Origin of the sequence: Bordetella genomosp. 1 (assembly GCF_002261335.1) — a bacterium.
Classification (GTDB): Bacteria; Pseudomonadota; Gammaproteobacteria; order Burkholderiales; family Burkholderiaceae_B; genus Bordetella.
In genome coordinates, this window is sequence record NZ_NEVL01000001.1 from 933,749 (window position 1) to 950,885 (window position 17,137).

Genomic DNA, 17,137 nt, shown 5'->3' on the forward strand with positions numbered 1-17,137 from the left:
CGGGATCAGTCGGCGCGGCCTTTCTTCTGGATGAATTCGATCTTGTAGCCGTCGGGGTCTTCCACGAAGGCGATCACGGTGGTGCCGTGCTTCATGGGGCCGGCTTCGCGCGTGACCTTGCCGCCCTTTTCCTTGACCTTGTCACAGGCTTCGTAGGCGTTGTCGACCTCGAGGGCGATGTGGCCGTAGCCGGTGCCCAGATCGTATTTCTCGGTGTCCCAGTTGTGGGTCAGCTCGATCACGGCGCCTTCGGTCTCTTCTTCGTAGCCCACGAAGGCCAGCGTGAAGCGGCCGTCCGGGTAGTCTTTCTGGCGCAGGATGCGCATGCCCAGGACGTTGGTGTAGAAGTCGAGCGATTTTTGCAGGTTGCCGACGCGCAGCATGGTGTGGAGGAGGCGCATGGGGAAATCCTTTGTGTTGCGGAATGGAGCCAGGGCCCCAATCGTAACAAATACGCCCTCGCCACGGCGGCGCGCCGGTGCCGGATTCCGCTCAGTTCAGGCTGGCGCCCGAGTCCTTGATCGCCACCGCCCAGTTGCGGATCTCGCTGTCGATGAAGGTGCCGAAGGCCTGCTGGTGCAGATCGGCCGCGATCGCGCCTTCCTCCTGCAGGCGCTGCTGCACCTCCGGGCTGTTCAGCGCGGTGGTGAAGGCCTGGTCCAGTCTGGCCACCACGGGCTGCGGCGTGCCGGCGGGCGCCACGATGCCGTGCCACGACAGCGCCGAGAATCCGGGCAGGCCCGATTCCGCCATCGTCGGCAGGTCGGCCAGCGCGGGCGAGCGCTGCGGCGAGGTCACCGCCAGCGCGCGCAGCGTGCCGGCCTTGATGTGGGGCAGGGCGCCGGGGATGGTGGTGAACATGAAGTCCACCTGGCCGCCGATCAGGTCGGCGAGCGCGGGGCTGCCGCCCTTGTACGGCACGTGGGTGAACTTGAGTTTGGCCTGGCTGCGGTACATCTCGCCCGCCAGATGGCCCGGCGTCCCCGCGCCGGCCGAGGCCATGTTGAAGGTGTCGGGCTGCGCGTCGATGCGCTGGCTCAGCGTCTTCACGCTGTCGGCGTCGATGCCCTTGCGCACCACCAGCACGTTGGGCACCGTGGCCAGCAGCGCGACCGGGCTGAAGTCCTTGCGCGCGTCGTAGCTGATGGCGGGATAGAGCGTGGGATTGATGCCGTGCGTGCTGGCCGTGGCCAGCAGCAGCGTGTAGCCGTCGGGCTTGGCCGTGGCCACCGTCTTGGCGGCGATGCTGCCGTTGGCGCCGCCCTTGTTCTCCACGATCACGCTCTGCCCCAGCGTCTTGGCGACCTCGGCGGCCACGGTGCGGGCGAGGATGTCGGAGGTGCCACCCGCGGAATGCGGCACGATCAGCGTGATCGGGCGCTGCGGAAAGTCCTGGGCGAAGGCGCTGGCGGCGGCCAGCGTCAGGGGCGCGGCGAGCGCCGCCATACAGAAGCGCCGGCGCGCGGCGCCGACCGGGTTGCGAGTCGTCATGGTCTCCACTCCTCGTTGTTGTGAAAGCAGGGCGGCGCGCCGTCCCGCGACGGCGCGCCTGGCCAGGGGGCGCTGCGCTCAGTCGGCGCCGAGCTGCAGGCGGCTGGCCTGGCGTTTCTCGATCGCGAACTTCAGCAGCGCGGCGCTGCGGAAGATGCCGTGTGCGAACTTGCCGTAGGGCAGGGTCAGGAACAGCGCCATCACCACGCCCAGGTGGATCGCCAGCGTCAGGCCCATCAGCGCGGTGTCGCGCAGGGCCAGCAGCAGCAGGCCGGTCAGGCTGGTGAAGAACAGCAGCGCGATGAAGCCGCGGTCCATGGGCTTCTGCGCCGCGTCGCCCTGGTCGGGGTGGCGCCGCAGGTTGAGCCAGAGCAGGCCGGCCGGGCCGATCAGCAGGCCGATGCCGCCCGCGGTGCCCAGCAGCACCGGCGCGGAGAGCAGCGGGTAGGGCGCCTGCTGCCCCAGCAGGTAGTGATAGAGCGTGGCCACGCAGGTGGCGGCAAAGCACAGCATGAAGCCGTAGAAGGTGAAGTGATGGAAACGCCGGCGCCAGTGCGTGAACGCGTCGTCCGATTCGTTGCAGCCCTTGCCGTGGCCGCCGTCCAGGTACTTCAGGCGCAGCGCCGCCTGCGCGGCCTCGGCCGTCGCGCCCATGCCCGCGCCTTCGCGGCCCGGGCTGACGTCGCGCCAGAAGCGCCGCACGCCGAGCGCCAGCGCCAGCATGGCGAAGCCGAACACCGCGCCGAACATGATGGCCAGGGTGTTGTGCGGGAAGATGGCGTAGAAGTTGCCGGCCAGCGGCGCGTGCAGCAGGCCGCCGTTGATGCTGACCACCAGCACCAGGAAGAAGGCCAGGGCGGCGGCCGCGGCGAGCGACAGCGTCAGGCCGTTGCGGCGGTAGAGCTGGCCGGCGGCGCGCGGCCAGGCGTAGTCGCCATAGGTCTGGACCCGCACCCGCGCCATCGCCTGCGGCACGTTCACCGCAAACTCGTGCGGCGGCGCGTACTGACAGGCGTGCAGACAGGCGCCGCAGTTGTGGCAGAGGTTGGCCAGGTAGTTCACGTCGGCCTTGCCGAACTCGAGCCGGCGCGTCATGGCCGGGAACACCGCACAGAAGCCCTCGCAATAGCGGCAGGCATTGCAGATCTGCATGATGCGCGCCACTTCGGTTTCGTCGTCCGACAGGCTCGCCGTGGTCGCGCCGCGCACGAAGGTGAGGGGGCGGGCCGGCGTCGCCGCGCCCTCGGACTCGGCCTGGCGCGCGAGATGTTCAAGCTGCTTCACGTTGTTGCTCCGGTTGCGAACGCGCGGCGCGCGCCGCCTGGGTGCCGGCGATGCGGCCGAAGGCCGTGCCGATCGACATGCCGACGCCGGCGGTGTAGCCCTTGCCCAGCACATTGCCGGCCATCATCTCGCCGGCCACGAACAGGTTTTCGCTGGGCCGGTCGCCGAAGCGCACGGCGGCGGTCTCGTCGACCTTCAGGCCCAGATAGGTGAAGGTGATGCCGGGCCGCAGCGCGTAGCCGAAGTAGGGCGCGGTATCGAGCGGGCGCGCCCAGTGCGTCTTCGGCGGCGTCACGCCTTCAGTGTGGCAGTCGTCGAGCGCGGTGTGGTCGAAGGTGCCGACCCGGCAGGCGGCGTTGTAGCGGTCCACCGTGTCCATGAAGCGCGCCTCGTCGAGCCCGAGCGCGCGGGCCAGCTCCGGCAGGGTGTCGGCCCGCACGCCGGGAAAGACCGGCGGCATGAAGCGGCCGATCGCCTTGGCGTCGATGATGGAGTAGGCGATCTGGCCCGGCTGCATGGCCGTGAGCCGGCCCCAGATCGCGTAGCGCTTGGGCCAGAAGTCCTCGCCCTCGTCGTAGAAGCGTTCGGCGTCGCGATTGACCACCACGCCCAGCGAGACGCAGTCGATGCGGGTGCAGATGCCGCCGTCGTAGAGCGGCGCGCGCGCGTCGATCGCGACGCAATGCGACTGCGAGGGATCGCCGATGATGTCGGCGCCGGCCTCCATCATGAAGCGCAGCAGCACGCCCTGGTTGAAGCGCGTGCCGCGGATCAGGAAGTTGTCGGCCGGCCACTCGCCGCGTTCGTTCCGGCCCCAGGCCTCGCGCAGCCATTCGCGGTTGGATTCGAAGCCGCCGGCCGCCAGCACACAGGCGCGCGCCTCGATCCGTTCGCCGTTCACATAGGCCGCGCGGAAGCGGCCCTGCGGATCCAGGTCGAGCCGGTCGACGGGTGCGTCATAGCGGATCTGCACGCCCAGCGCCTCGGCGCTGCGGTAGTACGCGTTGACCAGTGCCTTGCCGCCGCCCATGAAGAAGGCGTTGGTGCGGGCCACGTGCAGCGCGCCCGACAGCGGCGGCTGGAAGTTCACGCCGTGCCGCCGCATCCAGTCGCGACAGGTGGAGGAGGCGCGGATCACCAGCCGCGCCAGGTGTTCGTTGGTCTGCCCGCCAGTGACCTTGAGCAGGTCCTGCCAGAACTCCTCTTCGGGGTAGGCCTCGACCAGCACGTCCTGCGGCGCGTCGTGCATGCAGCGCAGGTTGCGGGTGTGTTGCGAGTTGCCGCCGCGCCATTCGCGCGGCGCGGCCTCGAGCAGCAGCACGCTGGCGCCCGCTTCGCGCGCCATCAGTGCGGCACAGAGCGCGGCGTTGCCGCCGCCGATAACGAGTACGTCTGTCATGTCGCCATCCATCAATGATGGGGCGACTATAGAAAGCGGGCGGGCCCGCCGCCATCACCTCAGAGGCAACGCGTGTTCACGATTTGTGAAGACTTGCCCCGGGCCAGCGGCCTTCGCGCACCAGGTCTGCCACGGTCTGGCCCAGCAGCACGCGCACCGCCAGCGCGGCCGGCGAGAGCTCGTCGTCGGACAGGCTGGCCAGCAGATTGGTGCGCTTGAGCTGGCGGTCGGCGATGCGCCACAGCCCCAGCGGCTCGCCGTGCAGCCGCACCGCGGCGGCGCCCGGCTGGATCGTGGCGCCCACGCCGTCGCGCACCAGCTCCATCAGCACCGTGAGGCCGTCGACCTCGGCCGCCAGCCGCGGCGCCAGCCGCAGGCGCGCGAAGCCGGTGTTCACCAGCGCGCGCAGGCCGTGGCTGCCGCTGGGCAGCAGCAGCGGCACGTCGGCCAGGTCGCGCAGCCGCACCGTGTCGGCGGCGGGCAGGCCGGGCTGGTCGGGCCGGGCGATCAGGAACAGCCGCTCGTCGAGCAGCGGCAGCACGCTCCAGCGGCGCGCGGTCTCGGTGTGGAACACCACGGCCAGGTCGAGCTGGCGCGCGTTGAGCATGGTGGCGAGATGGCCCGACAGGCTCTCGACCAGCTGCACCCGCACGTCGGGATAGCGTTCGCGCATGGCGCGCATGAAGGGCAGGGCCAGGACCGAGGCGGTGGTGGGCGCGAGGCCGACGCTGACATGGCCGCTCAGGCGCGACTGGCGCGCCGCGCGGGCGGCGTCGTCGGCGTGGCGCAGCGCGAGCTGGGCCTGGCGCAGGAAGGCCAGGCCGGCGTCGGTGGGCACCACGCCGGTGGAGGTGCGGGTGAGCAGGCGGGTGGAGAGCTCGCCTTCGAGGCGGCTGATCTGCTGGCTCAGCGCCGAGGTGACGATGCCGAGTTCGGTGGCGGCGCGGCCCATGCTGCCGCATTCGACCAGCTTGGCGAAGTAGCGCAGTTGCCGCAGCTCCATGGCGCGCTCCCGCTCAGAATTGCGGCAACGTGGCCGGATCGTGCTGCTTGAGGACGCGCTTGGCCTGCTCGTAGCCCGGCAGGATGTGGCCGACCTCGCTCCAGAAATTCGGGCTGTGGTTCATCTCGCGCAGGTGCGCCAGCTCGTGCGCGATCACGTAGTCGATGATGTCCGGGCTGAAGTGGATCAGGCGCCAGTTGAGCATGACGTTGCCGTCGCTGGTGCAGGAGCCCCAGCGCGTGGTGGCCGACGACAGGCGCCAGCGGCTGATCTTCAGGCCCGAGACCTGCAGGAAGTGCGCCAGCCGCGCGCCGAACCAGCTGCCGGCGCGCTGCTGCAGCCAGGCCTGGGCCGCGTCGCGGATGCGCGAGCCCTCGGCCTCGGCCGGCAGGGGCAGCCACAGCGTGGCGCCGTCGGCCGGCGCGTCGGCGTCGCCCTCGAAGTGCGCCTGGCGCCGGTCGGCGGCCAGACCGAGCCGGATACGCTTGCCGAGATAGGGCAGCTCGCCGCCGGCCTGCCAGCGGGTCTGGGTCAGCGCCAGCTGTTCGCGGCGGGCGTGCCAGTCGCGCAGCTTGGTGAGGATCCAGCGCGCCTTCTCGCGCACGGCATCGTCGATCTGGCCCAGCGTGACCCAGTTGGGCGCCGTCACGCGCAGGCCGTCGTCGGCCACCACGAAGCCGATGCTGCGGCGGCGCGAGCGCAGCAGCACGAAGCCGATGGTCTGTTGCGGCGTGGCGACCTCGCGCCAGCGCGCGCCGTGCGGCAGCGGATCGGGGCAGGGCGTGGGGATCGGGGCCGGGCCGCCGGTGGGGGCGGTGGGCCGCAGGGTAAGCGAGGGCGTGTCGGCCGCGGGCCGGGGGCCGGCAGGCGCGGCGGGCGTGGCAGGGGCGGCGGACGGTGCGGCGGGCGCGACCGTGCCTGCGGTGCCGGGCGCCCTGGCGGGCGGCCCGGCATCGAACAGCAATTCGAGCTGGTTAACGCTGCTTTTCATACCTTTCGGGATTGAGCCGGCGCATCTCCGCTTCGATCCAGGCCTGGACCTTGGCGTTGAGCTCCTCGGCGGTGATTCCCTGCGATTCTATCGCGGGGCCGATCGACAGCGTGATCAGGCCCGGGGTCTTGACGAAGGCGTTGCGGCGCCAGCACTCGCCGGCGTTGTGCGCGATGGGGATCACCGGCGCGCCGGTGCGCGAGGCCAGCAGGGCGCCGCCCATCTTGAAACGCGCGGTCTTGCCCGGCGGCACGCGCGTGCCTTCGGGAAACAGCAGCGGCCAGCGGCCTTCGTCCAGGCGCGCCTGGCCCTGGCGCACGACCTGCTCGAAGGCGTCGCGGCCCTTGGACCGGTCGATCGAGATCATGCGCAGCAACGCCAGGCCCCAGCCGAAGAAGGGCACGTAGTTGAGCGACTGCTTGTAGACGAAGCAGACCTCGCGCGGCATGTGGGCCGGGAAGAACAGCGTCTCCCAGGCCGACTGGTGCTTGGACAGCAGGATGGCGGGGCCGTCGGGCAGGTTTTCCCAGCCCTTGACCTGCCAGCGCAGGCCGCAGATCACCTTGGCGCCCCAGATGGCCAGGCGCGGCCAGCCCACCGTGAGGCGGTAGCGCGCGTGCAACGGCAGCGGCGCCCACAGGATGCAGGCGAACGCATAGGGTATGACGGTGACGATGAGGAACAGCAGATAGACGAAGGAACGCAGCCAGGCCATGGCGTCAGGCATCCTGTAGCAGAGTGTCGACCACGGCGGCCAGGTCGGCGGCCTCGCGCGTGTTCTCGGGAATGCCGCCCTTGGCGCGGGTCTTGGAGCCGTTGCCGGTCCCGACCAGCCAGGGCTGGCAGCCGGCCGCGGCGGCGGCCTGCAGGTCGCGCAGCGAATCGCCCACGGCCGGCACGCCGGCGAGGTGGACGTCGTAGCGATGGGCGATGTCGATCAGCATGCCCGGCAGCGGCTTGCGGCAGGCGCAGCCGTCGTCGGGTCCGTGCGGGCACATGAAGATGGCGTCGACGTGGCCGCCCAGCGCCGCGAGCTCACGGCGCATCTTGCCGTGGATCGCGTTGAGCGTGGCCATGTCGAACAGCCCGCGCGCCACGCCGGACTGGTTGGTGGCCACGACCACCGTCCAGCCCGCCTGGTTCAGCCGGGCGATCGCCTGCAGGCTGCCCGGCAGCGCGATCCATTCTTCGGGGCTTTTGACGAAGGCATCGCTGTCCTGATTGATGACGCCGTCGCGGTCCAGGATGATCAGCTTCACTGTGCCAGCCTGGAGAGATCCGCGACCTGGTTCATCAGGCCGTGCAGTTGGTTGAGCAGCGCGAGGCGGTTGGCGCGCAGCGCCGGATCCTCGGCCATCACCATCACGTCGGCGAAGAACGCGTCGACCGGACCGCGCGCCTGCGCCAGCGTGCGCAGGTTGGCGGCGAAGTCGCCGGCCGCGAACTGGGCCTGGGCTTGCGGCGCGAGCTGCGCCACGGCGGCGGCCAGGGCCTGTTCGGCGGCATCGGTGAGACGGGCGGGATCGACCGCGCCGATCTCGCCCTCGGCCTTCTTCAGCAGGTTGCCGATGCGCTTGTTGGCGGCGGCCAGGCTCGCGGCTTCGGGCATCTGCTCGAAGGCGATCACGGCGCGCACCCGCTCGGCCACCTGGTGCAGCGGCGGCGTCAGGGCGATCACGGCCTCGACCGCGTTGCGCTCGTAGTCGGCGATCAGCTGGTTGCGATAGCGCTCGTAGATGAAGGCGCGCACCTCGGCGATGGTGCTGGCCTCGATCTTGCCGGCCGGGAAGCTCTGGGCGGCGAGGTCGAGCAGCGTGTCGAGCGACAGGGCGCCCGCCTCGCTGATCTTGAGCCAGCCGCCAGCGGCCAGTTGTTCGAAGGCGCTGATCACGCCGAGCGCGGCGCGGCGCAGGCCGAACGGATCGCGTTCGCCGGTGGGCGCCAGGCCGATGCTCCAGATGCCGACCAGCGTTTCGGCGCGTTCGGCCAGGAACAGCACGGCCGCGGTGAGCGTGTCGCGCGACACCGGGGCGTCGTAGCGGTTGCGGTACTGCGTGCGCAGGGCCTCGACCACGCTGGCGGGTTCGCCATCGCCGGCCGCGTAGTAGGCGCCCATGATGCCTTGCAGCTCGGGGAACTCGCCCACCATGTTGGAGCCCAGGTCGGCCTTGGCCAGCAGGGCCGCGCGATCGCTCGCGGCGACGTCCGCGCCCAGGGCCGTGGCCACGCCGCGCGCGATGGCGCGCACGCGCTCGACGCGCTCGAGCTGGGTGCCGAGCTTGTTGTGATAGACGATGCTGCCCAGCTGTTCGACGCGCGCGGCCAGCGGCACCTTGCGGTCGGTCTGGAAGAAGAACTGCGCGTCGGCCAGGCGCGGACGCACCACGCGCTGGTTGCCTTCCACGATGTTGACCGGGTTGGCGGTGTGCATGTTGCTGACGATCAGGAAACGGTGCGTCAGCTTGCCGCTGGCCGGATCGAACAGCGGGAAGTATTTCTGGTTCAGGCGCATCGTGAGGATCAGGCATTCCTGCGGCACCTGCAGGAATTCTTCCTCGAACTGGCCCACGTAGACGGTGGGATGTTCGACCAGCGCGGTGACCTCGTCGAGCAGCGCCAGCACTTCCGGATCCTCGCCCAGCGTGGCGCCCAGGCGCGTGGCCTCGGCCTGCAGCTGGCGGTCGATCTCGGCGCGGCGCGCCTCGAACGAGGCGATCACGCGGCCCTGCTCGGCCAGCGTGGCGACGTAGCGGTCGGCGTCGGCGATTTCGATGCTGCCTTCGCTCATGAAGCGGTGGCCCAGCGTGGCGCGGCCGGCCGTCAGGCCCAGCGCGGCCACCGGCACGACCTCGGCGCCGTGCAGCGCGATCAGGCCGTGCGCCGGGCGCACGAACTTGACGGTGCTCACGCCGTCGGCGAGCTGGTAGCGCATGACCTTCGGAATCGGCAGGCCGTCGATCGCGGCCAGCACGCCTTCCTGCAGGCCCTGGTCGAGGCGGGCACCGGCGGCGGTGCCGCGGGCGACGAGGTAATCCTGCTTGCCGTCGGACTCGCGTTCGAGCTGGTCCGGCGTGAGGTGGCCCAGGCCCTTGGCCGCCAGCTTCTTGGCCAGCGCCGGCGTGGCCTGGCCGTCTTCGGTCAGGCCGACCTTGGCGGGCATCAGCTTCTCGGTGTAGGCCTGGTCGGGCGCCTGCGCCAGCACGGCGGACAGGTGCACGGCGAGGCGGCGCGGCGTGGCGTAGGCGGTGACGGCGCAGCCGTCGGCCAGCAGGCCCAGGCGCGCGAGCGTGGCGCGCACGCCCTCGGCGTAGGCCTGGCCCAGGCGTTGCAGGGCCTTGGGAGGCAGTTCCTCGGTAAGCAGCTCAACCAGCAGGGGGCGGATATCGGTCGTCATGTCAGGCAGCCTCCCCGGCGGCCTTGCGGCCAGCGAGCATGGGGAAGCCCAGTCGTTCGCGGGATTCGAAATAGGCCTGTGCGACGGCGCGCGACAGGTTGCGGATGCGGCCGATGTAGGCCGCGCGTTCGGTCACGCTGATCGCGCCGCGCGCGTCCAGCATGTTGAAGGTGTGGGCCGCCTTCAGCGTGGCCTCGTAGGCCGGCAGCGCCAGCGGCACGTCCATCAGGCGCTTGGCCTCGGCTTCGTAGTCGTTGAAGTGCGCGAACAGCATCTCGGCCGACGAATGCTCGAAGTTGTAGGTCGACTGCTCGACCTCGTTCTGGTGGAACACGTCGCGGTAGAGCACGGGCGTGCCGTCCCAGCCTTCGGTCCAGACCAGGTCATAGACGCTCTCGACGCCCTGCAGGTACATGGCCAGGCGCTCGAGACCGTAGGTGATCTCGCCGGTGGTGGGCGTGCAATCGAGGCCGCCGACCTGCTGGAAGTAGGTGAACTGCGTCACTTCCATGCCGTTGAGCCAGACTTCCCAGCCCAGGCCCCAGGCGCCGAGCGTGGGATTTTCCCAGTCGTCTTCGACGAAACGGATGTCGTGCTGCGTCGGGTCGATGCCCAGCGCCTTGAGCGAGCCGATGTACAGGTCGAGGATTTCGGGGGGCGCCGGCTTGAGCACCACCTGGTACTGGTAATAGTGCTGCAGGCGGTTGGGGTTCTCGCCGTAGCGGCCGTCCTTGGGGCGGCGCGAGGGCTGCACATAGGCGGCGCGCCAGGGTTCCGGGCCGATGGCGCGCAGGAACGTGGCGGTGTGCGAGGTGCCGGCGCCGACTTCCATGTCGTACGGCTGCAGCAGGGCGCAACCCTGTTTGTCCCAGTATTCCTGGAGCGTGAGGATGATTTGCTGGAAGGTAAGCATAGAGTCCGTGGAAACGGTGCGCTGTCCCGGGGCGGGCCGCCCGGGACGGGAGACGCGCCGGCGCGGCCGCGCGGCCGACTGGCATGGAAAACCGGGCATTTTAACTGGCCCGGGCGCCCCATGGGCGGACGGGGCGGGCAAGGGCGGAAACCGGGGCCGGGGCGGGGCCGAACGCCCGTGCCATGGACCCTCTCCCGGGGCGCGGGGCGGGGCGCGCCGCAATGGTCGTATGATTGCCGTTTTCCCAAGTCTTATATAAAACCCACGCCCCGGGCTCCGGTCCGGCGGGCGTCACGGAAAGGAGCAGGCATGTCTGAATTGATCAAGGTGGAAGTCGCCGATGGTATCCAGATCATCACGGTGAACCGCCCCGAAGCCAAGAACGCCATCAACCTGGAAGCCGCGCAGGCCATGGCCGCCGCGCTCGACCAGCTCGATGCGCGCGACGACATCCGCATCGGCATCCTGACCGGCGCGGGCGGCACCTTTTCGTCGGGCATGGACCTCAAGGCCTTCGCCCAGAGCGGCCAGCGCCCGCTGATCGAGGGCCGCGGCTTCGCCGGCCTGAACGAGCGTCCGCCGAAAAAGCCGCTGATCGCGGCCGTGGAAGGCTACGCGCTGGCCGGTGGCTGCGAAATGGCGCTGGCCTCCGACCTGATCGTCGCCGCCCGCAACGCCAAGTTCGGCCTGCCCGAGGTCAAGCGCGGCCTGGTGGCCGGCGCCGGCGGCATGCTGCGCCTGCCGCGCCGCCTGCCCTATCACGTGGCGATGGAAGTGATCCTGACCGGCGACATGCTCGAGGCCGAACGCGCCTACAACTTCGGCCTGGTGAACCGCCTGACCGAGCCGGGCGAGGCCCTGGCCGGCGCGCTGGAGCTGGCCCGCGTGATCGTGGCCAACGGCCCGCTCGCCGTGCAGACCGCCAAGAGCATCGTGTCGCAGGCCACCGACTGGGAGCAGGACGGCATGTTCGACCGCCAGCGCCCGCTGATCGCCCACATCTTCAGCTCGGCCGACGCCAAGGAAGGCGCCACCGCCTTCGCCGAAAAGCGCAAGCCGGTCTGGCAGGGCAAATAAAATAGCTTCACTTCCCGGCCGTCGCCCGCGTGCGCCGGCCGGCCGATTTCCCGTTGTTTCGCACCTCGCACATCATGACCATCATCAAAGAAGAGGATCTGGTCCAGTCCATCGCGGACGGCATCCAGTTCATCAGCTACTACCATCCGGTGGACTACATCCGCCATCTCGCCCGTGCCTACGAGCGCGAGGAAAGCCCCGCCGCGCGCGACGCGATGGCCCAGATCCTGACCAACTCGCGCATGTGCGCCGAGGGCAAGCGTCCGCTGTGCCAGGATACCGGCATCGTCAACGTCTTCCTCAAGGTGGGCATGGACGTGCGCTTCGAAACCAAGCGCTCGCTGCAGGAGCTCTGTGACGAAGGCGTGCGCCGCGGCTACCTGAATCCGGACAATCCGCTGCGCGCCTCGGTGCTCGACGATCCGCTGTTCGCGCGCAAGAACACGCGCGACAACACGCCCTGTATCCTGCACGTCGACCTGGTGCCCGGCAACACCGTCGACGTGCAGATCGCTTCGAAGGGCGGCGGTTCCGAGAACAAAACCAAGTTCGTGATGCTCAACCCCAGCGATTCGCTGGTCGACTGGGTGCTCAAGACCGTGCCGACGATGGGCGCCGGCTGGTGTCCCCCGGGCATGCTCGGCATCGGCGTCGGCGGCACCGCCGAGAAGGCCATGCTGATGGCCAAGCAGTCGCTGATGGAAGACATCGACATGTACGAGCTGCTGGCCCGCGGCCCGCAGAACAAGCTCGAAGAGCTGCGCATCGAGCTCTACGAGAAGGTCAACGCGCTGGGCATCGGCGCGCAGGGCCTGGGCGGTCTCACCACCGTGCTCGACGTCAAGATCAACACCTTCCCGACCCACGCCGCCTCCAAGCCCGTGGCCATGATCCCGAACTGTGCCGCCACGCGCCACGCGCACTTCGTGCTCGATGGCTCGGGTCCGGCGCGCCTGGATCCGCCGGCGCTGTCGGAATGGCCCGAAGTCCACTGGGCGCCCGACTACAACAAGTCCAAGCAGGTCGACCTCGACACGCTCACGCGTGAGGAAGTGGCCAGCTGGAAGCCGGGCCAGACCCTGCTGCTGTCGGGCAAGATGCTCACCGGCCGCGATGCCGCGCACAAGCGCATCCAGGACATGCTGGCCAAGGGCGAGAAGCTGCCGGTGGACTTCACCAACCGCGTGATCTATTACGTCGGTCCGGTCGATCCGGTGGGCGACGAAGTGGTCGGCCCCGCCGGCCCCACCACCGCCACCCGCATGGACAAGTTCACCGACATGATGCTGGCCCAGACCGGCCTGATCTCCATGATCGGCAAGTCCGAGCGCGGCCCGGTCGCCATCGAGGCGATCCGCAAGCACGGCTCGGCCTACCTGATGGCCGTGGGCGGCGCCGCCTACCTGGTGTCCAAGGCGATCCGCGACGCCAAGGTGCTGGCGTTCGAAGACCTCGGCATGGAAGCGATCTACGAGTTCGACGTCAAGGACATGCCCGTGACGGTGGCCGTGGACGCGCAGGGCACCTCGGTGCACACCACCGGCCCGAAGGAATGGCAGGCCCGGATCGGCAAGATCCCCGTCGCCACCGCCTGAGTGCCGCGCAGCCGCGCATGAAGAACCCGCCGCGAGGCGGGTTTTTCTTTGGCCGCGCGGTCCTTCGCGGCCATAAAACCCCGTGTTGGGGAAAAACGAATTTACAAGCACGCCGCCCGGCAGGCATCCTGCATTCCTGATACCGCCACACTGAAAAGGATGCTGTTCCATGACCGACGCCAACCCTGTTGACTGGATCGGGAGTTCCGAGCGCGTGGCCGACACGCTCGACCCGGTGCATGCCGTCCGCATCGCCGCCACGCTGGGCGAACCGGCGCCGGCCGCGGGCGCGGCGCTGCCGCCGCTCTGGCAGTGGGCCTATTTCATCAAGCCGGTCGAGGACGCGGGCCTGGGCGCCGACGGCCATCCGGCGCGCGGCGGCTTCCTGCCCCCGGCCAACGATCGCAACCGCATGTGGGCGGGCGGGCGCGTCGATTTCCTGGCGCCGTTGCGCGTGGGCGTGCCGGCCGAGCGTGTGTCCACGGTGGCCGACGTGAAGGAGAAGACCGGCCGCACCGGCTCGCTGCTGTTCGTGACCGTGCGCCACGAATACCATCAGGAGGGCCGCCTCGCGATCCGCGAGGAGCAGGACATCGTCTACCGCCAGCCCTCGCCGCCCAGGCTCGAGGGCAGCGAGCCGGCGCCCGAGGCGCAATGGGCCGACACGATCGAGCCCTCGGCCGTGCTGCTGTTCCGCTACTCCGCCGTCACGTTCAACGGCCATCGCATCCACTACGATCATCCGTACGTCACCGAAACCGAAGGCTATCCGGGGCTGGTGGTCCACGGGCCGCTGATCGCCACCTCGATGGTGGCCGCGTTCCGGCGCGCCCGGCCCGACGCGCGCCTGTCGCACCTGAGCTATCGCGGCCTGCGTCCGCTCATCAGCCCGAAGCCGTTTCGCGCGGCCGGCGCCATCGCCGAGCCCGGCCTGGCGCGTCTGTGGGCCGAGCAGGACGGCACGCTGGCCCACCAGGCCGAGCTGAGGTTCGAAGCATGAGCGCCGCAGCGCAGGTCCTGCCGCTCGACGGCATCACCGTCGTCAGCCTCGAACACGCCATCGCGGCGCCGTTCTGCACCCGCCAGCTCGCCGACATGGGCGCGCGCGTCATCAAGATCGAGCGTCCGGGCGTGGGCGACTTCGCGCGCGGCTACGACGAGCGCGTGCGCGGCCTGTCCTCGCATTTCGTCTGGACCAACCGCTCCAAGGAAAGCCTGGGCCTGGATCTCAAGCAGCCCGAGGCGGCCGAGGTGATGACGCGGCTGCTCGGCCAGGCCGACGTGCTGGTGCAGAACCTCGCGCCCGGCGCGGCCGCGCGCCTGGGGCTGTCGTTCGAGGCGCTGCACGCGCGCTTCCCGCGCCTCATCGTGTGCGACATCTCCGGCTACGGCGAGGGCGGCCCGTACCAGGACAAGAAGGCCTATGACCTGCTGATCCAGAGCGAGAGCGGCTTCGTGTCGGTCACCGGCACGCCCGACGAGGGCGTGAAGGCGGGCTGCTCGATCTCCGACATCGCCGCCGGCATGTATGCCTATTCCGCGATCCTCAACGCGCTGCTGCTGCGCGGGCGCACCGGCGAGGGCAGCCGCATCGACGTCTCCATGCTGGAAAGCATGGTGGAGTGGATGGGCTACCCGATGTACTACGCGTTCGACGGCGCGCCGCCGCCGGCACGCGCGGGCGCCGCGCACGCCACCATCTATCCCTACGGTCCGTTCCCCGTGGCCGGCGGCGCCACCATCATGCTGGGCCTGCAGAACGAGCGCGAATGGAAGGTGTTCTGCGAGCAGGTGCTGCAGCAGCCCGCGCTGGCCGGCGACGAGCGCTTCGCCTCCAACTCGCGCCGCACCGCCAATCGCGACGCGCTGCGCGCCCTGATCGTGCAGGCCTTCGCGGCGCTGTCGATCGACGAGGTCACCGAACGCCTGGAGGCGGCGCACATCGCCAATGCGCGCGTGAACGACATGCGCGGCGTCTGGGAACACCCGCAGCTGGCCGCCCGCGCGCGCTGGCGCGAGGTGGGCAGCCCCGCCGGCGCATTGCCCGCGCTGCTGCCGCCGGCCGTCAACAACCGCTTCGAGCCGCGCATGGGCCCGATCCCGGCGGTGGGCGAGAACACCGAGGCAGTGCTAGCATCACTGGGGTATGCGCCCGAAGACGTGGCGCGTCTGCGTGCCGCGGAGGTGGTGTGATGACGTCAGTGATCCGTACCGCGCTGTTCGTGCCGGCAAACCGGCCGGAGCGCATTCCCAAGGCCTTGGCGGCCCACGCCGATGCCGTGATCGTCGATCTCGAGGATGCGGTCGAGCATCTGGGCAAGGATGCCGCGCGCGAGTCGCTGTGCGACTTCCTCGGCACCCACGCCGATGCGCGCGTCTGGGTGCGGATCAACGACGCCGCCACGCCCTGGCACGAGGCCGACCTGCGCGCCTGCCGCGGCCGCGCCAACGTCACCGGCATCCTGCTGCCCAAGGCCGAGAGCCTGGCGCAGGTGCGGCACGTCGCGCAGAGCGGCATTCCCGTGATTCCCATCGTCGAGACCGCGCAGGGCCTCATCGATGTCGCCGAGGTCGCGCGCACGCCCGGCGTGGCGCGGCTCGCGTTCGGCAGCCTCGACTACGCGCTCGACCTGGGCCTGAGCCCCGACACCGACGGCGCCGACGTGGTGCTCGACCACGCCCGCGTGCAGGTGCTGCTGCACAGCCGCGGCGCCGGCCTGGCGCAGCCGCTCGACGGGGTGTTCCCGGGCATCCAGGACACCTCCGGCCTGCGTGCGGCCGCCATGCGCGCGCGCGACATGGGCTTCGGCGGCATGCTGTGCATCCATCCCGGCCAGGTGCCGGTGATCCACGAGGCCTTCCTGCCGCCGCTGGCCGAGATCGACTGGGCCCGCGACGTGATCCGCGCCGCCAAGGAAAACGGGCTCGCGGCCTTCAAGCTCGACGGCAAGATGGTGGACGCGCCCGTGATCGCCCGCGCCCGCCGCCTGCTCGAGCTGGCGGGAGAGGGGGCGGCAGGCGGGCCTGCGGCAGGCGGACCTGCGGCAGGCGCTCCGGCGGCCGGCGCCCCGGCCGCGCCGCGATGAGCGCAGCGCCGCGTGCCCTGTTCGTGGGGCACACCTACATCGACGTCACCGTGCTGGCCGACCACTGGCCCACCGGCGACGAAAAGGCCGTGGCGCGCGACTACGCGGTGTCGTTCGGCGGCAATGCCGTCACCGCCGCCTTCGCCTATGCCCGGCTGCAGGGCGCGCCCGACCTCATCACGACCGCCGCGCCCGACGCGTTCGGCGAGCTTTTCACCGGCATGGCGCGCCGTCACGGCGTGACGCTGCACGAGCGGCCGGTGGCGCGCTCCTCGCTGTCGTTCATCATGCCCAACGCGGGCAAGCGCGCCATCGTGCGCGCCCGCGACGACGCCCACCTGGCCGGTTTTCCCGAGCTCGACATCTCGCCCTACCGGGCGCTGCACCTCGACGGCCACCAGCCCGACGCGGCGCTGCACTACGCCCGGGAGTGCCGGGCACGCGGCATCCTCACCTCGCTCGACGGCGGCGGCCTGCGCAGCAACACCGAGGAATTGCTCGACTACATCGACGTGGCCGTGTGCGCCGAGCGCCTGTGCGAACAGCTCAATCTCTCGGCCGAAGGCCTGCTGGCATTGTTGCGCGCGCACGGATGCCGCATCGGCGCCGTGACGCAGGGCGAACGCGGCATGCTCTGGTACGACGAGCAAGGGGTGATGTCGCGGCTGCCCGCGCTCGACGTGCCGCCCGAGCTCGTCATCGACACCTCGGGCGCCGGCGACGTGTTCCACGGCGCCTATGTGTGGTCGTACGCGGCGCGGCCCACGCTGGGCTGGGCCGAGCATTTCCGCTACGCGCGCGCCGCCTCCGCCTACAAGATCCAGCATCTGGGCAACGAGGCCGGCCTGCCGGCGCAGATCGACGTGAGCGACACGCTGGCGCGCTTCGGCGAACGCCGCTAGCG

16 protein-coding genes are annotated in these 17,137 nt (G+C 70.3%); 6 read left to right on the top strand and 10 right to left on the bottom strand.

Annotation, left to right across the window (positions count from 1 at the left end; all coding sequences use genetic code 11):
- Nucleotides 1-5: 5 nt before the first annotated feature.
- From gloA to glyQ, 10 genes are all read right to left on the bottom strand, one after another.
- Nucleotides 6-401: a lactoylglutathione lyase gene (gene gloA, locus CEG14_RS04290; RefSeq protein ID WP_094825085.1), complete on the bottom strand. Its 396-nt coding sequence runs from the start codon at nucleotides 399-401 to the stop codon at nucleotides 6-8.
- A gap of 91 nt (nucleotides 402-492) precedes the next feature.
- Entirely contained in the window at nucleotides 493-1,491 is a 999-nt protein-coding gene (locus CEG14_RS04295) for a Bug family tripartite tricarboxylate transporter substrate binding protein (protein ID WP_255032093.1), read from the bottom strand.
- A 78-nt stretch (nucleotides 1,492-1,569) separates the two neighbouring features.
- Nucleotides 1,570-2,775 (bottom strand): tricarballylate utilization 4Fe-4S protein TcuB, encoded by a 1,206-nt coding sequence (gene tcuB, locus CEG14_RS04300; RefSeq protein ID WP_094825086.1) that lies wholly within the window; start codon nucleotides 2,773-2,775, stop codon nucleotides 1,570-1,572.
- Entirely contained in the window at nucleotides 2,762-4,174 is a 1,413-nt protein-coding gene (tcuA, locus tag CEG14_RS04305; RefSeq protein ID WP_094825282.1) for an FAD-dependent tricarballylate dehydrogenase TcuA, read from the bottom strand. Before tcuA ends, tcuB begins: the two co-directional genes overlap by 14 nt.
- Before the next feature lie 76 nt (nucleotides 4,175-4,250).
- On the bottom strand, nucleotides 4,251-5,177 hold the full coding sequence (locus CEG14_RS04310) for a LysR family transcriptional regulator (RefSeq protein ID WP_094825087.1): 927 nt from the start codon (nucleotides 5,175-5,177) through the stop codon (nucleotides 4,251-4,253).
- Between the two features lie 13 nt (nucleotides 5,178-5,190).
- Nucleotides 5,191-6,168 (bottom strand): M48 family metallopeptidase, encoded by a 978-nt coding sequence (locus CEG14_RS04315; RefSeq protein ID WP_094825088.1) that lies wholly within the window; start codon nucleotides 6,166-6,168, stop codon nucleotides 5,191-5,193.
- Nucleotides 6,152-6,883, bottom strand: coding sequence for a lysophospholipid acyltransferase family protein (locus CEG14_RS04320; protein WP_094825089.1), 732 nt, complete (start codon nucleotides 6,881-6,883; stop codon nucleotides 6,152-6,154). Before CEG14_RS04320 ends, CEG14_RS04315 begins: the two co-directional genes overlap by 17 nt.
- Before the next feature lie 4 nt (nucleotides 6,884-6,887).
- Nucleotides 6,888-7,427, bottom strand: a complete 540-nt coding sequence (gmhB, locus tag CEG14_RS04325; protein WP_094825090.1) for a D-glycero-beta-D-manno-heptose 1,7-bisphosphate 7-phosphatase — start codon at nucleotides 7,425-7,427, stop codon at nucleotides 6,888-6,890.
- Nucleotides 7,424-9,562 (bottom strand): glycine--tRNA ligase subunit beta, encoded by a 2,139-nt coding sequence (glyS, locus tag CEG14_RS04330; protein WP_094825091.1) that lies wholly within the window; start codon nucleotides 9,560-9,562, stop codon nucleotides 7,424-7,426. Before glyS ends, gmhB begins: the two co-directional genes overlap by 4 nt.
- Nucleotide 9,563: 1 nt before the next feature.
- Complete coding sequence (glyQ, locus tag CEG14_RS04335; protein ID WP_094825092.1) at nucleotides 9,564-10,475, bottom strand: glycine--tRNA ligase subunit alpha; 912 nt, start codon at nucleotides 10,473-10,475, stop codon at nucleotides 9,564-9,566.
- Nucleotides 10,476-10,784: 309 nt separating this feature from the next.
- Between glyQ and CEG14_RS04340 the strand changes: the two genes are divergently transcribed.
- The 6 genes from CEG14_RS04340 to CEG14_RS04365 all read left to right on the top strand — a co-directional run bounded on the left by CEG14_RS04340 (nucleotide 10,785) and on the right by CEG14_RS04365 (nucleotide 17,135).
- Nucleotides 10,785-11,552, top strand: coding sequence for a crotonase/enoyl-CoA hydratase family protein (locus CEG14_RS04340; protein ID WP_094825093.1), 768 nt, complete (start codon nucleotides 10,785-10,787; stop codon nucleotides 11,550-11,552).
- Nucleotides 11,553-11,623: 71 nt separating this feature from the next.
- Complete coding sequence (locus CEG14_RS04345) at nucleotides 11,624-13,147, top strand: fumarate hydratase (protein ID WP_094825283.1); 1,524 nt, start codon at nucleotides 11,624-11,626, stop codon at nucleotides 13,145-13,147.
- A gap of 169 nt (nucleotides 13,148-13,316) precedes the next feature.
- On the top strand, nucleotides 13,317-14,147 hold the full coding sequence (locus CEG14_RS04350; protein WP_094825094.1) for an FAS1-like dehydratase domain-containing protein: 831 nt from the start codon (nucleotides 13,317-13,319) through the stop codon (nucleotides 14,145-14,147).
- Nucleotides 14,144-15,340: a CaiB/BaiF CoA transferase family protein gene (locus CEG14_RS04355; RefSeq protein WP_094825095.1), complete on the top strand. Its 1,197-nt coding sequence runs from the start codon at nucleotides 14,144-14,146 to the stop codon at nucleotides 15,338-15,340. The genes CEG14_RS04350 and CEG14_RS04355 overlap by 4 nt, the downstream gene beginning before the upstream one ends.
- Nucleotides 15,337-16,233, top strand: a complete 897-nt coding sequence (locus CEG14_RS04360) for an HpcH/HpaI aldolase/citrate lyase family protein (protein ID WP_094825096.1) — start codon at nucleotides 15,337-15,339, stop codon at nucleotides 16,231-16,233. Before CEG14_RS04355 ends, CEG14_RS04360 begins: the two co-directional genes overlap by 4 nt.
- A complete protein-coding gene (locus CEG14_RS04365) occupies nucleotides 16,230-17,135 on the top strand; it encodes a sugar kinase (protein WP_094825097.1) in 906 nt (301 codons plus the stop codon). The genes CEG14_RS04360 and CEG14_RS04365 overlap by 4 nt, the downstream gene beginning before the upstream one ends.
- Nucleotides 17,136-17,137 lie beyond the last annotated feature (2 nt).

Coding starts and splice junctions, on each gene's coding strand:
- gloA (WP_094825085.1), bottom strand. CDS start 401: ATGCGCCTCCTCCACACCATGCTGCGCGTCGGCAACCTGCAAAAATCG.
- CEG14_RS04295 (WP_255032093.1), bottom strand. CDS start 1,491: ATGACGACTCGCAACCCGGTCGGCGCCGCGCGCCGGCGCTTCTGTATG.
- tcuA (WP_094825282.1), bottom strand. CDS start 4,174: ATGACAGACGTACTCGTTATCGGCGGCGGCAACGCCGCGCTCTGTGCC.
- CEG14_RS04310 (WP_094825087.1), bottom strand. CDS start 5,177: ATGGAGCTGCGGCAACTGCGCTACTTCGCCAAGCTGGTCGAATGCGGC.
- CEG14_RS04315 (WP_094825088.1), bottom strand. CDS start 6,168: ATGAAAAGCAGCGTTAACCAGCTCGAATTGCTGTTCGATGCCGGGCCG.
- CEG14_RS04320 (WP_094825089.1), bottom strand. CDS start 6,883: ATGGCCTGGCTGCGTTCCTTCGTCTATCTGCTGTTCCTCATCGTCACC.
- glyS (WP_094825091.1), bottom strand. CDS start 9,562: ATGACGACCGATATCCGCCCCCTGCTGGTTGAGCTGCTTACCGAGGAA.
- glyQ (WP_094825092.1), bottom strand. CDS start 10,475: ATGCTTACCTTCCAGCAAATCATCCTCACGCTCCAGGAATACTGGGAC.
- CEG14_RS04340 (WP_094825093.1), top strand. CDS start 10,785: ATGTCTGAATTGATCAAGGTGGAAGTCGCCGATGGTATCCAGATCATC.
- CEG14_RS04350 (WP_094825094.1), top strand. CDS start 13,317: ATGACCGACGCCAACCCTGTTGACTGGATCGGGAGTTCCGAGCGCGTG.
- CEG14_RS04355 (WP_094825095.1), top strand. CDS start 14,144: ATGAGCGCCGCAGCGCAGGTCCTGCCGCTCGACGGCATCACCGTCGTC.
- CEG14_RS04365 (WP_094825097.1), top strand. CDS start 16,230: ATGAGCGCAGCGCCGCGTGCCCTGTTCGTGGGGCACACCTACATCGAC.